This is a genomic window from Pseudomonas sp. S1_E05, from assembly GCF_056337105.1.
In genome coordinates this window covers 5,597,421-5,612,452 of sequence record NZ_JBFRHM010000001.1, presented here as the reverse complement: position 1 = coordinate 5,612,452, position 15,032 = coordinate 5,597,421, and the positions used below count along the sequence as shown (strand labels likewise).

Annotated in this window: 15 protein-coding genes; 5 read left to right on the top strand and 10 right to left on the bottom strand. The window is 59.4% G+C overall.

Annotated elements, in window-relative coordinates; translation table 11 throughout:
• Positions 1 to 17 precede the first annotated feature (17 nt).
• The 3 genes from ilvC to AB4N33_RS25970 are packed head-to-tail and all read right to left on the bottom strand — an operon-like array spanning position 18 to position 3,301.
• Positions 18 to 1,034, bottom strand: a complete 1,017-nt coding sequence (ilvC, locus tag AB4N33_RS25980) for a ketol-acid reductoisomerase (protein WP_007909969.1) — start codon at positions 1,032 to 1,034, stop codon at positions 18 to 20.
• Positions 1,035 to 1,082: 48 nt separating this feature from the next.
• The gene (ilvN, locus tag AB4N33_RS25975; RefSeq protein ID WP_040064172.1) at positions 1,083 to 1,574 is read right to left on the bottom strand and encodes an acetolactate synthase small subunit; all 492 of its coding nucleotides are present in this window, start codon (positions 1,572 to 1,574) and stop codon (positions 1,083 to 1,085) included.
• Between the two features lie 2 nt (positions 1,575 to 1,576).
• On the bottom strand, positions 1,577 to 3,301 hold the full coding sequence (locus AB4N33_RS25970; protein ID WP_460120854.1) for an acetolactate synthase 3 large subunit: 1,725 nt from the start codon (positions 3,299 to 3,301) through the stop codon (positions 1,577 to 1,579).
• Between the two features lie 401 nt (positions 3,302 to 3,702).
• Here AB4N33_RS25970 and AB4N33_RS25965 point away from each other — a divergent pair, with 401 nt between their 5' ends.
• Positions 3,703 to 4,125 carry a DUF4124 domain-containing protein gene (locus tag AB4N33_RS25965; RefSeq protein WP_460120851.1) on the top strand — a complete coding sequence of 141 codons (423 nt, stop codon included), beginning with the start codon at positions 3,703 to 3,705 and terminating at the stop codon, positions 4,123 to 4,125.
• Positions 4,126 to 4,272: 147 nt separating this feature from the next.
• On the opposite strand, the gene AB4N33_RS25960 is transcribed toward AB4N33_RS25965, so the two are convergent.
• Genes AB4N33_RS25960 through mrcB form a run of 3 tightly spaced genes read right to left on the bottom strand, consistent with a single transcriptional unit; the run spans position 4,273 to position 7,686 of the window.
• Positions 4,273 to 4,608, bottom strand: a complete 336-nt coding sequence (locus tag AB4N33_RS25960) for a YqcC family protein (protein WP_476458527.1) — start codon at positions 4,606 to 4,608, stop codon at positions 4,273 to 4,275.
• Positions 4,608 to 5,348, bottom strand: a complete 741-nt coding sequence (locus tag AB4N33_RS25955) for a tetratricopeptide repeat protein (RefSeq protein WP_476458526.1) — start codon at positions 5,346 to 5,348, stop codon at positions 4,608 to 4,610. Before AB4N33_RS25955 ends, AB4N33_RS25960 begins: the two co-directional genes overlap by 1 nt.
• 16 nt (positions 5,349 to 5,364) lie before the next feature.
• Positions 5,365 to 7,686, bottom strand: a complete 2,322-nt coding sequence (mrcB, locus tag AB4N33_RS25950) for a penicillin-binding protein 1B (protein WP_476458525.1) — start codon at positions 7,684 to 7,686, stop codon at positions 5,365 to 5,367.
• 117 nt (positions 7,687 to 7,803) lie between these two features.
• On the opposite strand from mrcB, the gene AB4N33_RS25945 reads away from it, so the two are divergent.
• The 4 genes from AB4N33_RS25945 (at position 7,804) to AB4N33_RS25930 (ending at position 11,116) form a co-directional block, all read left to right on the top strand.
• A complete protein-coding gene (locus AB4N33_RS25945) occupies positions 7,804 to 9,360 on the top strand; it encodes a bifunctional aminoglycoside phosphotransferase/ATP-binding protein (RefSeq protein WP_476458524.1) in 1,557 nt (518 codons plus the stop codon).
• Between the two features lie 90 nt (positions 9,361 to 9,450).
• Complete coding sequence (locus AB4N33_RS25940) at positions 9,451 to 9,795, top strand: pentapeptide repeat-containing protein (RefSeq protein ID WP_476458523.1); 345 nt, start codon at positions 9,451 to 9,453, stop codon at positions 9,793 to 9,795.
• A 232-nt stretch (positions 9,796 to 10,027) separates the two neighbouring features.
• Positions 10,028 to 10,300 (top strand): TfoX/Sxy family protein, encoded by a 273-nt coding sequence (locus AB4N33_RS25935; protein ID WP_009050884.1) that lies wholly within the window; start codon positions 10,028 to 10,030, stop codon positions 10,298 to 10,300.
• Positions 10,301 to 10,315: 15 nt separating this feature from the next.
• Complete coding sequence (locus AB4N33_RS25930; protein ID WP_476458522.1) at positions 10,316 to 11,116, top strand: Crp/Fnr family transcriptional regulator; 801 nt, start codon at positions 10,316 to 10,318, stop codon at positions 11,114 to 11,116.
• 229 nt (positions 11,117 to 11,345) lie between these two features.
• Here AB4N33_RS25930 and AB4N33_RS25925 read toward each other — a convergent pair whose 3' ends face one another.
• Genes AB4N33_RS25925 through AB4N33_RS25910 form a run of 4 tightly spaced genes read right to left on the bottom strand, consistent with a single transcriptional unit; the run spans position 11,346 to position 14,888 of the window.
• A complete protein-coding gene (locus AB4N33_RS25925; protein WP_476458521.1) occupies positions 11,346 to 12,197 on the bottom strand; it encodes a ChaN family lipoprotein in 852 nt (283 codons plus the stop codon).
• A 17-nt stretch (positions 12,198 to 12,214) separates the two neighbouring features.
• Positions 12,215 to 12,982, bottom strand: coding sequence for a heme ABC transporter ATP-binding protein (locus AB4N33_RS25920; RefSeq protein WP_476458520.1), 768 nt, complete (start codon positions 12,980 to 12,982; stop codon positions 12,215 to 12,217).
• The gene (locus AB4N33_RS25915) at positions 12,982 to 13,965 is read right to left on the bottom strand and encodes a FecCD family ABC transporter permease (protein WP_460126893.1); all 984 of its coding nucleotides are present in this window, start codon (positions 13,963 to 13,965) and stop codon (positions 12,982 to 12,984) included. Before AB4N33_RS25915 ends, AB4N33_RS25920 begins: the two co-directional genes overlap by 1 nt.
• Positions 13,966 to 14,015: 50 nt before the next feature.
• Positions 14,016 to 14,888: a heme/hemin ABC transporter substrate-binding protein gene (locus tag AB4N33_RS25910; protein ID WP_460140893.1), complete on the bottom strand. Its 873-nt coding sequence runs from the start codon at positions 14,886 to 14,888 to the stop codon at positions 14,016 to 14,018.
• Positions 14,889 to 15,032: the final 144 nt, after the last annotated feature.

Sequence of the window (15,032 nt, the reverse complement as noted above, 5' to 3'; positions counted from 1 at the left end):
TCGCACAAGTAGCCGACTTAGTTTTTGGCTTTGTCGACGATCTTGTTGGCACCGATCCACGGCATCATGGAGCGCAGTTGCTCGCCGATGACTTCGATACCGTGAGCGGCGTTGTTGCGACGCTTGGCGGTCATCGAAGGATAGCCGGTAGCGCCTTCGCTGATGAACATCTTGGCGTATTCGCCGTCCTGAATACGTTTCAGGGCGTTGCGCATGGCCTGACGGGATTCGGCGTTGATCACTTCCGGCCCGGTCACGTACTCGCCGTACTCGGCGTTGTTGGAGATCGAGTAGTTCATGTTGGCGATACCGCCTTCGTACATGAGGTCAACGATCAGTTTCAGTTCGTGCAGGCATTCGAAGTAGGCCATTTCCGGCGCGTAGCCAGCTTCAACCAGGGTTTCGAAACCGGCTTTGACCAGTTCAACGGTACCGCCGCACAGTACGGCTTGCTCGCCGAACAGGTCGGTTTCGGTTTCGTCCTTGAAAGTGGTTTCGATGATGCCGGTACGACCGCCACCAACGCCAGCAGCGTAGGACAGTGCAACGTTCTTGGCGTTGCCCGAGGCGTCCTGGTAGATCGCGATCAGGTCAGGGATACCGCCGCCTTTCACGAACTCGGAACGTACGGTGTGGCCTGGTGCTTTCGGCGCGATCATGATCACGTCGAGGTCGGCGCGTGGCACGACCTGGTTGTAGTGGATCGCGAAGCCGTGGGAGAAGGCCAGGGTGGCGCCCTTCTTGATGTTCGGCTCGATTTCATTCTTGTACAGCGAGGACTGGAACTCGTCCGGGGTCAGGATCATGACCAGGTCGGCAGCAGCAACAGCCGAAGCAACGTCAGTCACTTTCAGGCCGTGGGCTTCTGCCTTGGCAACGGTAGCCGAACCTTTACGCAGGCCAACGGTAACGTCTACGCCGGAATCTTTCAGGTTGCACGCCTGGGCGTGGCCCTGGGAACCGTAACCGATGATGGCAACTTTCTTGCCCTGGATGATCGACAGGTCGCAGTCTTTATCGTAGAAAACTTTCATGAATTTCCCCTATATATCCAGGCCGTTCAGGCCATTCGCTAATTTGGTTTAGATGCTGAGTACTTTGTCGCCGCGCGCGATGCCGGTGACGCCACTACGGACGGTCTCCAGGATCGAGGCGGTGCCGATGGACTGGATGAAGCTGTCGAGCTTGTCGCTGGTACCGGTCAATTGAACGGTATACACGCTAGCGCTGACATCGACGATCTGCCCACGGTAAATATCGGTAGTGCGTTTGATCTCGGCGCGCTGGGCACCGGTGGCCTTGACCTTGACCAGCATCAGTTCGCGCTCGATGTGAGCACTTTCCGACAGGTCCACCAGCTTGACCACTTCGACCAGCTTGTTCAGGTTTTTGGTGATCTGCTCGATGATCTCATCGTGACCGACTGTGGTCAGCGTCAGACGCGACAGGGTCGGGTCTTCGGTCGGAGCCACGGTCAGGCTTTCGATGTTGTAGTTGCGTTGCGAGAACAGGCCAACCACACGAGACAGAGCGCCAGGTTCGTTTTCCAGAAGCAAGGAAATAATGTGCCGCATGATTAAGTACGCTCCGTCTTGCTCAGCCACATATCGCGCATCGAGCCGTCTTTGATCTGCATCGGGTAGACGTGCTCGCTGGTGTCGACCGAAACGTCGATGATCACCAGGCGATCCTTCATGGCGAACGCTTCTTCCATCTTCGACTTCAGGTCTTTCGACTCGGTGATGCGTACGCCAACGTGACCATAGGCTTCGGCCAGCTTGACGAAGTCAGGCAGCGATTCCATGTACGAATGCGAGTGACGGCTGCCATAGCTCATGTCCTGCCACTGGCGAACCATACCCAGAACGCCGTTGTTGAGGATGACAATCTTGACCGGCAGGCCATATTGCAGACAGGTGGACAGTTCCTGGATGTTCATCTGGATACTGCCCTCGCCTGTCACACAGACGACGTCGGAGTCAGGGAAGCTCAACTTGATGCCCATGGCCGCCGGGAAACCGAAGCCCATGGTGCCCAGGCCGCCGGAGTTGATCCAGCGGTTAGGCTTGTTGAACTTGTAGTACTGCGCCGCGAACATCTGATGCTGACCGACGTCGGAGGCGACAAAAGCATCGCCCTTGGTCACCTCGCACAGGGTTTCGATCACGGTCTGCGGCTTGATCAGGCTACCGTCGCCCTTGTCATACGGGAACAAGCCACGGTCACCGCGCCACTCATCAACCTGCTTCCACCAACTGGCAACGGACTCCTTGTTCGGGGTTTCGCCGATTTCCTTGAGGATCGCGACCATTTCGGTCAGGACGCTCTCGACCGGACCGACGATAGGTACGTCGGCCTTGATGGTCTTTGAAATCGAAGCCGGATCGATGTCGATGTGAATGATCTTGGCATTCGGGCAGAACTTGGACGCGCCATTGATCACGCGATCGTCGAAACGCGCGCCTACAGCCAGGATCACGTCGGCATGGTGCATCGCGAGGTTGGCGGTGTAGCTGCCGTGCATGCCCAGCATGCCGATGAACTGGCGGTCGGTACCAGGGTAGGCACCGAGCCCCATCAGCGTATTGGTCACTGGCAGGTTGAGCATCTTCGCCAACTCGGTCAGCTGCGCGGAGCCACCACCGAGAATCACGCCACCGCCGGCGTACATGACCGGACGCTTGGCCGCCAGGAGCATTTCGGCTGCCTTGCGGATTTGCCCGGAATGGCCACGAACAGCCGGACTGTAGGAACGCAGCTTGGCTTTTTTCGGGAAGATGTATTCGAACTTCTCGGCCGGGTTGGTCATGTCTTTCGGGATATCGACAACGACGGGACCAGGACGACCGGATTGCGCCAGGTAGAACGCTTTCTTCATGACTTCCGGAATTTCCGAGGCGTGTTTGATCATGAAGCTGTGCTTCACGATCGGCCGGGAGATACCGATCATGTCGGTTTCCTGGAACGCGTCGGTACCTACCATGGTGCTCGGCACCTGGCCGGAAATGACCACCATTGGAATGGAGTCCATGTAAGCCGTGGCGATACCGGTGATGGCGTTGGTCGCGCCCGGGCCGGACGTCACCAGTACGACGCCGGCTTTACCGGTGGCACGGGCATAGCCGTCAGCCATATGGGTCGCCGCTTGTTCGTGACGAACCAGGATGTGGGTCACTTCCGGTTCTTTGAACAGGGCATCGTAGACATGAAGAAGAGCACCGCCCGGGTACCCGTAGATATATTTGACGCCTTCGTCACGCAAAAAGCGGACGAGCATCTCACCGCCAGATAAAAGCTCCACGTTGTTCACCTCTAAAACGCCAGAATACCGTCCATGTCAGCATGGGACGGGTCTTAATAGGTTTACTTCTCGGCAGAGCATGAGCGACGGTGGTCGCCGACTACGTCAGCACTGACTGAGCAAGTATTGGGATCGTCCCAAGTGTTGCGGGCTTTTCCCACCCAGCGCGAGGTAACGCGTTGCGGGTGTAACAGGTCGACGCGGATGTGCGCCTCATGATCTGCTGAGTGGGTCTGCTTCTGGCAGTCCCTCTACAGCGGACTTTGGATTCTTCTGTTTCGTCCCCTGCAAGTCAAGTCGTCTATGTGCTTTATTGAAGTAAGCACATGAGAAAGCAAGAAAAAACCGCTAAACAGCAACTGTGTTAGCTTCAATTGCGCAACCCGAGACAAGGAAATGGCATGCGAACGTTTTTCCTGACCGCCGCCCTGCTGATGGGCCTCGGCCCATCGGTCATGGCCGCGCAGATTTACAAATGGGTCGATGAACAAGGCGTCACCCACTTTGACGCACAACCGCCGCAAGGCCGCCAAGCGGAAACCGTGGTCACGCCCTCTTCCTCGTCGGGCACTCCGACCGCGCCGCCACGCAGCAACACCATTGGCGATCAACAGGCCATCGACAAGTCGGTCAAGAGCCAGGTCGCCGAGCAGCAGGCTCAACTGAAGGTGTTCTGCGAGCAAGCCCGGACGAACCTGGCTCAACTCAAGAACAATCCGAGATTACGGGAAGATGTCGATGGGGAATTGCGCCGCCTGAGCGAGGAGCAACGTCAGGAGCGCACGGCCGAGACGCAGCGGCAGATTGAAGAGAATTGCCAGTGATACGTTGAACCTGTAGGAGCGAGCATGTCGAGGCGTCGAACCGTCGCGATGATGGATCAGACCCCGCGGAGTGCCAGGCTGCCCAGCGTTATCGTTGACGTCCATCGCGACGGTTCGACATGCTCGCTCCTACAGATACAGCTATCTTTAGCGGGTGGCGGTGATCAGCAGGTCGAACTCTTTGAGCAGTTTCTGCAACTGCCGGTCCCGCCCCTGGACATTGCGAGAGGCGAAGACCATCTCGGCCATTTCCTGAATGCCAGAAGCATTGGGTAGCGGCAAATCCTGCTCCAGGATCATTTTCATGCGGGGCAGGAAGATCCATTGCAGCCACTGTTCGAAGTCCAGTGTATCGACCGAAAAGGGCTCGACACTGGACAACGCCTCAGCAGAAGGCGAGACATCGTCCCACCAGCCCTGAACCCTCAGTTCGCGCTCGATCAGCAGCAAGTGTTCGGCAATTTTTGGAAAACGCACGTCCATCACGAAGAGACCTTGGCCTTCTGACGAGCCAGTGCCGCGCCAGAAGAGTCACCTTGCTTCTCACGCGCCTGAGCAATCAAATCCCACAGGCTGGCCTGAAGCGCCGGACGCCCATTGGCGAATGTCAGGCCACGACGGGCAAACTGTTCAGCTTGCGCTGCATCGCCTTGGGCCATGCGCACCTGCGCCAGGCGATAAAGCACTTGCGGCTCACGGGGCGCAACGCGCTGGGCCCGCTCCAGGCTGGAAGACGCGCCATTCAGGTCGCCGCCAGCCTGTTGCTGTTGAGCGGTGGTCAACAGCGCCAATACCGGACCGTCCAATTGCTCGTCGGCCGACAGGCCACCGGCGCTCGCGGAGGGAATGCCGCTCGGGGTCGACGGCATGCTGTAGCTGCCCTGGTTGATCGGCGCCGACGAAGTGTCGATTGGGCCAGGGGTAATCGGGCCCGAGCTCGAAGGGCCTGGCGTGATCGGCGAAGTGCTGATCGGCGCGGACGAAACGGCGCCGCCGCCCGGCACCATGACCACGACACCGGTATCACCCTGCGGGATGGCCTGGCTCTGAGACTGCACCGGACGCTGTACCGTCGTCTGCCGGAAACCCCCATTGGCCGAAACCCGCTCGCTGTTGGATACGGCACTGCCCGAATCCACTACGGGAATGGAGCCACGCTGTACGCTGGAACAACCGCTGAGCAAAGCCACGGCGGTCATCGCCGGAATCAACCACTTGTTCACTTCAAACCCTCATTGCTTAATTCATCCAGCCCTTGACCCAATCCATCACCGTTTCGCCGGAAGCAGGTTCGCCACCACAGGCGGCGCCGGGAGGCGGTTCGCTGCCGCGAATATACGGCATCTGCACGGCACCTGGGCAATTGGCATCGGAGCCCTGCCCGGTTCGCGAGTCAACCCAGGCCTGAACGACGTTGTCCGGTTGCGGCATGTCCAGCGGCAGCGGGTCGGCTTTGCGCATGAAACTGGTCCAAACCTGCAGCGCGCCGGTGGCACCGGTAAACGGAGTCTTGCCGTTATCATCGCGTCCCAGCCAGACCACCGCCAGCAAGTCCTGGCTGAAGCCTGCGAACCAACTGTCTCGCGAATCGTTACTGGTCCCGGTCTTGCCTGCCAGTGTCAGGGTTTTCGGCAACACGTTGTACACCGAACTGCCCGTACCTTCGCGCATCACTCGCTGCATGGCGTTCTGGATCAGGTAAATGGATGCCGGATCGAAACGCTGTTGAATCTGGAAAGGATAACGCTTGAGCGGCTCGCCCTCAGCCGTCAGTACGCTGCGAATCCCGCGCATTGGCGTATTGAAACCACCGTTGGCGAGCGTCTGGTACATGGTGGCGACCTCGATCGGGGTCATGCCACCGGCCCCCAGCAACATCGACGGGAACGCCGGGAATTCCCGGCTCACACCCAGTCGGGCCACCGTTTTCAGGACGTTGGGCACGCCCACCGCCAACCCGAGACGTGCGGTCGACAGGTTGTAGGAATGCGCCAGGCCTTGATACAGGAAAACCGTGCCATGGGAGCGGCGATCATAGTTCTGCGGCTTCCAGACTTGCCCGTCAGCACCTTTGACCGAAAACGATTCGTCCGACAGCCAACTGGTCAAGGAGTACTGGCTCGGTTTTTCCAGGGCGGTCAGATAAACCGCCGGCTTGATCAGCGAACCAATCGGTCGTACCGCATCCAGCGCCCGGTTGAAGCCGGCGAAACTCGCCTGGCGACTGCCGATCATGGCCTGGACTTCCCCGGTTTCCGGGTTGGTCACCACCATCGCCGCTTCGACATCATCAGAACCTTTGCGCCCCGCCAGCCGTTTGAAGGTGTCGTTGACCGAGGCTTCGGCTTTCATCTGCAGAATCGGATCGAAACTGGTGAAGATCCGCAGGCCTTCTTCAGTCAAGTCTTCGTCGCGGTAGTCTTCACGCAACTGACGTTTGACCAGGTCGATAAAGCCTGGGAACGAGCTGTCGGCCAGCTTGCCGCGAGTGGTCACGCCCAACGGCATTTTCTTCGCCGCCGCGACTTGCTCCGCCGTGGCGACGCCCTGTTGCTCAAGCACATCGAGCACCAGGTTGCGACGCTCCAGTGCGCGCTCGGGATTGCGACGCGGGTTGTAGTAGGAAGGCCCCTTGACCATACCCACCAACATGGCCACCTGATGCAGTTTGAGTTCGGACAATGGCTGCCCGAAGAAGAACTGACTGGCCAGACCGAAACCGTGCACCGCACGCTGCCCATCCTGACCGACGAACACTTCGTTGAGGTAAGCCTCAAGGATTTCGCGCTTGTCGTAGTGCAGTTCCAGCAACATCGCCATCATGGCTTCGGTGAGTTTACGAGTCAGGCTGCGCTCGCTGGTCAGGTAGAAATTCTTCACCAACTGTTGCGTCAGCGTACTACCACCCTGGGTCATTTTGCCGCCGGAGGTATTGACCCAGACGGCACGGGCAATCGATTTGGGCGATACGCCCCAGTGGCTGTAGAAATCACGGTCTTCCACGGCAACCAGGGTTTCGAGCAGGTACGGCGGTACCTGATCGAGTTTGATCAGGATGCGGTCTTCAAGATTTTTCGGGTAGATGCCGCCGATCAGTAGCGGTTCCAGGCGCACCACAGACAGTTTCGAACCGTTGGTCGCCGAGAGTTCCGCCACGTAGTCGCCGGAGAAACGCACGCGCACCGGTTGCGGCTTTTCCAAGCCTTCATAGAACTGGAACCCCCGCGTGTTCAGGTCAACGGTGTTGCCACTGACAGAGGCGGCACCGGGGCCATTGCTGACGCTTTCGCGGCGATAGCCCAGGGCATCGAGTTCCGTCAGGAAGTCTTCTTTACTCAACTTCTGGCCGGTAAACAGCTCAAGCGGACGGGCGTACACCTTCGCCGGGATCGTCCAGCGCTTGCCGGAGAACTTCTCCTGGACGATGGCATCGAGGTAAACGGCGAATCCGGCGAGGAGCACAAGGCTGACCAGACTGAGTTTAATGGCCCAGCCCAGCCAGGGGCGCAAGCCCCGGGAAGGTGGTTTTTTAGGGGTTCGGGGAGATCGAGTACGAGTCATGGCGCCGGATTATACGCAGTTTATTCATAGTCAACAGGAGCGCACCGAGGTTTGCGTCGGGCGGACTTGTGGACATAATGGCGGCCAATAAATTCCCCAGACTCTGAAGGAAAGCCTGTGAGCCAGTCCCTGATCGCCGCCCTGCAAAACCCGGCCCTTTACCCACATCCGGTAGACGGGTTCCAGGTCATCGAGACCCATATCTCCTGGGTCATTCTCACGGGCCCCTTCGCCTATAAAGTGAAAAAGCCGGTGAATTTCGGTTTTCTGGACTTCACCAGCCTGGATGCCCGTGAGCATTTCTGCGGCGAAGAACTGCGCCTGAACCAGCGCCTGACCGATGATTTGTATCTGGAAGTATTGCCAATCACCGGCAGCATCGACGCGCCACAACTGGGGGGTGATGGTCCCGCGCTCGACTTCGCGCTCAAGATGCGCCAGTTCCCGCAGAGCCAGTTGCTCAGCACCCTGCAAGCCAACGGTGAACTGACCACCGCCCATATCGACGAGATGGCCGCGCAGATCGCCCAGTTCCACCTTAACGCACCGAAAGTGCCAGCCGAACATGAAGCCGGCACTCCCGACAGCGTCATGGCACCCGTGCGGCAGAACTTCGAACAGATCCGCCCATTCCTCAGCGACAAGGCCGACCTGCTGCAACTCGACGCGCTTCAAGCTTGGGCCGAAAGCAGTTTCGATCGCCTCCAGCCGCTGTTTGCCCAACGCAAAGCCGAGGGGTTCATCCGTGAATGCCACGGTGATATCCACCTTGGCAACGCCACTGTCATCGACGGCAAGGTCGTGATTTTCGACTGCATCGAATTCAACGAACCGTTTCGCTTCACCGACGTGTATGCCGACACCGGCTTCCTGGCGATGGACCTTGAAGACCGTGGCTTGAAGTGCCTGGCCCGTCGTTTCGTCAGCCAGTACCTGGAGTTGACCGGCGACTACCAGGGCCTGGAAGTGTTGAATTTCTACAAGGCCTATCGCGCGCTGGTTCGCGCCAAGGTCAGCCTGTTCAGCATGCCGGCCGAAGCCGATGCGGTGCAACGCGCCACGACCCTGCGCCAATACCGCAACTACGCCAACCTGGCCGAAAGCTACAGCACCATCCCTTCGCGTTTCATGGCCATTACCCACGGCGTTTCCGCTGTCGGCAAAAGCCATGTGGCCATGCGCCTGGTCGAGGCTCTGGGGGCAATCCGGCTGCGTTCCGACGTGGAGCGCAAGCGCCTGTTCGGTGAGCAAACGGTCAAGAACGATCCTCGAGCCGGTATCTATAGCGACGATTCCAGCGTCGCGACCTACGCCCGCCTGCATGAAATTGCCACCCAGATCCTGCGCGCCGGCTTCCCGGTAGTGATCGATGCCACCTACCTCAAGCGTGATCAGCGTGATGGCGCCGCGCAGATCGCCGAAGCCACTGGCGCGCCGTTCCTGATCCTTGACTGCAACGCGCCACAAGCCGTGATCGAAAGCTGGCTGGCGATGCGTCAGGCAGACAAGAACGATCCTTCCGACGCCAACCTGGCCGTAATCGCCGCTCAACAGGCCAATCGTGAAGCGCTGACGCCTGCCGAGATTCTGTGCAGCAAACGCGTCCAGACCAATGAAAGCGGAACCCTGGACACCGTTGTTGCACAAATCCGTCAACGCCTGCCAGGCCTGTAAGGAGTATTTCAGTCGTGAAGCCTTCCACGGCTTCACGACTGTAACGTGGTGGCACTATACTGGCGTCATAAAACCAACAGGTGACCTGACATGAGCCAGCCCAAACTACTCGACACTCCGCTCTATGCTTTGCTGCACAAAGACGACATCAGGGGTTTCAACAACGAACGCCCCAAAGACGGACCTATCGACATGGTCGGGGGTGACTTCCGTGGCCTGGACCTGCGGGAGTTGAATGCCGAAGGCGTCGACTTCAGCAATGCCTATTTCCGTTCCGCCGACCTGCGCGGTATCGACTTCACACGCTCGAACCTGGAGGGTGCAAGCCTGGCTCACGCCCAAATTTCCGGTGCGTACTTCCCGCCCGAGCTGAGCGCCGACGAGATTCTGATGTCGATGAATTTCGGCACACGCCTGCGTTATCGCTCGCGCTGAAAATGACGGGTCAGTCCGGCGCCGCGTTGCGCTGGACTGAAGGTGTCTCGCCGACTGCCAACTGACTACTTCCTGCCTTCCCGACGCGATTTCATCCGTCTACGTCCCCTCCCCCGCATGCTTCTTAGAAGCAATTGCTCCAAAACCGACCAAACAATCACGCTTTTCCTACTGATGGCTACACTCCTCAGAAGCTCGCCCACGCACCGTTCGGCCGTCGCAAGGAGGCTTGATGAATGATGAACTGCAGCATCTGAAGAATCTTGGCAAGACGTCGGCGCAGTGGCTGCATGCCGTGGGTATCCATAGCGCCTCGGATTTGCGCCGCCTTGGCGCTGTGGATGCCTATCGGGCCGTGCGCACGCGCGGGTTCCGGGCATCGAAAGTGTTGCTGTACGCGATTGAGGGAGCTCTGATGGATGTGCACTGGAACGACATTCCCGCAGAGCGCAAGGAAGCCCTGAATAAGCAGCTGGATGCTATTTCGTCACGCCACAAGAACTGAACGAGCCCTGCCGCCATGTATTTGCTTGGGGAACAACCGGCTTACGCCGACGCACTGATCAACCGCCTGCAGAATATCCCGACACGCCTGCTGGAGCATTTGACCCCGTGCGGTCCGGTGCTGGAATTCCGCGCAGTCGAGGACCTGGCGGCCGACTTGCCGGGCGATCAGTTGTTTGTCTTGAAAAATGGTTTGCTGTACGGATGCATCGACGAACGCCCACTGTTTTACCTTCATGAAGGTGATCTAGTCGGCTTGCGCCAGGAGGTCGATCTGCCGCGCTGCCGCTTGCGCACCGACAGCCCGATCGCGCTGATACCCTATTTGCGTAGCGAAGTGTTCCGACATATTTACGCTGACTCACAACGCTCGGAACTGTTCGTGCAGTACATGGCCGGGCAGAACGCGCTGCTGTCCGACGCCGTCGCGCGCCTCAAACAACCGGAGTTTCGCAGCACCAACGGTTTTCAGCGCGTGGCGCGTGGCGACCTGCTGATCAATCAGGGCGATGAGGCGGATCATGTTTTCGTCATTATTGAAGGACACGCCGAAGCCTTCGTCGACGGACACAAGGTGGGCGACATCCCCAGGGACGAGATTTTCGGCGCCATGGCGGTGTTCACCGGCGAGAAACGCAACGCGAGCGTGATTGCCAGCGAACCCAGCACGGTCATGTTGATCCCCAAGGATCAGTTTTTGAGCCTCACCCGCAGCAATCCGAAGATCGCCCACAGCCTGATCGAGACCATGGCGCGCAGAATTGGCTCGTTGAATAAACAGGTTACACATCTGAGCACGATGAAAAATTCGCCCTGACGCCAATGACTACGCGGCCTCGCATCGCTGGAACAACAATTTTCAAATAAATGCAGAATCAGTTGTTGACTCGGTAATGAGAATCGATATGATTATCACAACTGGTCGCGAGACTGGTCGATATTTGAAAAGCCCTTGGTTCGGACTCTCAGATATCTCCTCATCAGGCTAATCACGGTTATTTGACCCGGCTCTTGCCGGGTCTTTTTTTGCCTGAGAAAAAGCCGCGCTATTTGCCGAACTGCTCACGCATCTGCGCGCAATAATCCGGTGCCTGCGTGACGGGTGTGTACCAAACGTAATCGGCCATTGCCGCCGTCACCTCATTGCCCTGCTCAGCCAACATCAAAACCGTCGGTGCCTGGGCCGGGCCCAAATCCAGGACATGGATCGGCACCCCAACATCCTTGCGTGCGTGGTAAGCCCCCGCCAATAACAACGCTGGAGCGGGTGCCGCGATCAGGCGCTGCGCCATGCGGCGGTCGCGCTGTTGCTGCACGGCGAGCATGGCCGGCATTTGTGATTCAGGCAGCAGGCCGCAATGGGATTCGCTGACTTGCGCCAGCAACTGCGCCCTGACCGTTTCGGCATTCGTGCGCGATCCACTCAGGACCGGCGGCTTGGCATAGATAGCACGGACCTCGTTGGTGTCCAGATTGGCAGCCAGCAACGGATAAGGTTGGGTCAGGGCGAAACTGACGATTGGCCCGTACAGGTTCCAGTCCCAACCTGCCTGCCAGGCCAAGGCACCGGGCAAGTCTGCCGGCAAAGTCGGGGCCTGGCGCAGATCATCGACACGGGCCTGCTGATCCGGCGTGAGCATCTCCAGCAACAGGCTGCCTTGGGGTCGCTGATCTCCCATTGACTGCAACAACCATCGCTGCAGTTCATGATGATCACGGTTGTCGTGCTGTTCACCCACGATCAATCGCGCCGATTTGGCCAACTGCGACACAAGCTCTTGCGCGCTCAGCACTCGGCCAGTGCGCAAGTCGCGAATCTCGCCGACAACCTGCGGCGGTGCTGAAACGTGTTGGCAGGCACTCAGCAACAGCCCCGCCAGAATTACCCAGATACGCATGCGCTCACCCTGTGGTTTCAGCGGGCGATGATCAACGGATGCCCGCGCTCCGGATGCTGTTGAACCAATACGTCCAGACCGAATACGGACTTGAGCGGTCCTGGGCGCAGCACCTGTTCAGGTGTATCGAGCGCCACCGGACGCCCGCCTTCGAGTAACAACAGGCGGTCACAGTAACGCGCCGCCAGGTTCAGATCATGCAGGATCACCATGACCGCCGCACCGCGGTCAGCGAATTCGCGCACCGCCTGCAGGGTCGTGTGCTGGTGCAGCGGATCGAGCATCGAGGTCGGCTCGTCCAGCAGCAGGGTCTGCCCAACTTCGCCGGGCCAGAGTTGAGCCAGCACACGGGCCAGGTGCACCCGCTGACGCTCGCCACCGGACAATGCCAGATAACTGCGCCCCATCAAATGCCTGGCGTCGGCGGCCTGCAAGGCGGCCGCGACGATTTCGTCGTCCCGGAGTCGCCCGCTCTGATGCGGCAAGCGCCCCATACCGACCACTTCCTCCACGCGAAACGCGAAATCCAGGGTCGATACCTGCGGCAATACAGCCAGGCGCTGCGCACGGCGGGCGCCCGTCCATTCGCGCAACTCGCGATCGTCGAGCCACACGCTGGGTTGATCCGCGTGCAACTCACCTGCCAAGGCACTCAGCAGCGTACTTTTACCGGCTCCGTTCGGCCCCAGCACGCCGAGTACTTCACCGGGCTTGAGCTCAAGCGTGATGTCCGTCAGGACCCGTTGGTGCCCCCTATGGATGTGCAGATTTTGCGTTCGCAACATCAGGCACGCCCCCGCAGTAACAGATACAGAAAGAACGGCGCACCAATGAACGCCGTAACAATTCCGATCGGCAGCTCGGCCGGCGCCAACGCCAGGCGCGCCACCAGATCGGCCAAGAGGAGCAGGCTCGCCCCCGCCAGCACCGAAGCCGGCAACAGGACACGATGATCCGGGCCAGCCAGCAAGCGCACCAGATGCGGCACGACCAACCCGACGAAGCCGATCATTCCCGCCGCCGCTACCGCTGCCCCAACCCCCAGCGCCGTACAAAACACCAGCTCGCGCTTGAGTCCTTCGACATCGATGCCCAGGTGACCGGCCTCCGACTCGCCGAGCAACAATGCATTCAGCGCTCTGGCCCGGCGCGGCAGCCACAACGCCACGCCGACACTGATCAGCAACAATGGCCAAAGTCGCGAATAACTGGCGCCATTGAGGCTACCCAGGTTCCAGAACGTCAGCGTGCGCAAGGTCGCGTCATCCGCCAGATAGGTAAACAGCCCAACGGCGGAACCGGCCAGTGCGGTCAAGGCGATACCGGCCAGCAGCATGATCGCGACATGGGTCTGCCCATTTCGCCGGCCCAGTCGGTACACCAGCGCGGTCACGCCAAGACCACCGAGAAACGCGCACAGCGACAACAAATACGGCCCGGCGGATTCAGGCAATCCCCCAAAAGCCGAGCCGCCGACAATCGCGATCGCCGCACCCAAGGCCGCGCCGCTGGAAACGCCAACCAGGCCCGGATCAGCCAGCGGATTGCGAAACAGGCCTTGCATCGCCACACCCGACAGCGCCAATACGCCGCCCACCGCCAACCCGAGCAAGGTACGCGGTAGGCGAATCTGGCCCAGGATCAGTTCAGCCTGTTCCAGCCCATCGGCGGCAATCGGCAAACCGAGCATGCGCAACGTCGCGCGCAGGGTATCGAACAACGGCAGGCTGACTGGCCCCAGCGCCAGAGACAGCCAGATCGCCAGCACGCACAGGACACCCAGGCCAATGAACAAAGTCCGTGGTTTTACGAGTACGGTCATGGAGTGGCAGTGCCGGGGTAGAACAGATCACTGATGTTTTTCAAGGCAGCGGGCAATCGAGGGCCGAGTCCACCCACCAGAAGGGTCGGATCAAGTTCCATGACCCGCCCATCTTTAGCGGCACGGGTTGAGGACAGGATCGGATTTTCCTTGAACAACGCGGCACGCGCCGCTTCGCCAGTCAGGGCACGGTCAGCGAAGACCAATACTTCGGGGTCCAGGCTGATCAGGGATTCGTTGGAAAAAGGTTTGTAACCGGCGTGGGTCGCCAGATTATGCCCGCCGGCTTTCTGGATCAGCCAGTCGGCCGCGGTGTCCTTGCCGGCGATCAGGGGTTTGCCACCCGCATGCCCCACCAATAACAGCACCCCAGGCGACGATTGCGTCAACTGCGCCTTGGTGACGCGGACTTTCTGCTGGTCCAGTTGCTGTTGATAGTCCTGATACACCTGCGCAGCCTTGTCTTCAGCCCCCAGCAACTTGCCCAGGTGCTGCAGATTGCCTTGAAGCGTTGGCAGATCAGGCTGGGCGGAAAACAGTTCGACTTTTACCCCGGCAGTACGAATCTGCGACAGCACCGGCGGCGGCCCCATTTCCTCGGTGCCCACCAGAATGTGTGGGCGCAGGCTCAAGACACCTTCCGCCGACAGCTGCCGTTGATAGCCGATGCTCGGTAACGCCTTGAGAGATGGTGGGTGCTGGCTGGTGGTGTCGACTCCGACCAGTTTCGATTCGCCCCCCAGTTCACAGACCCATTCCGACAGGGCGCCTCCGGCACTGACCCAACGTTGTGGCAACTCGGCCGCCATGGCGTGATGGCTGGCGAAAAGTCCGACGCAAAGCGCAACAACGCGGGTACTCAGACGCATAAACGACTTCCTTTGAAAGGTTTTCCCAGACATTGAGATGTCAGGCCAAGTATCCTCGGCTCCGTGCACCTTTGTCCCACGGACAAGTCGGCCATTTGATAATTGTTTGCATTTGAACGTCAAGCTCGGACATATCCAGTCACG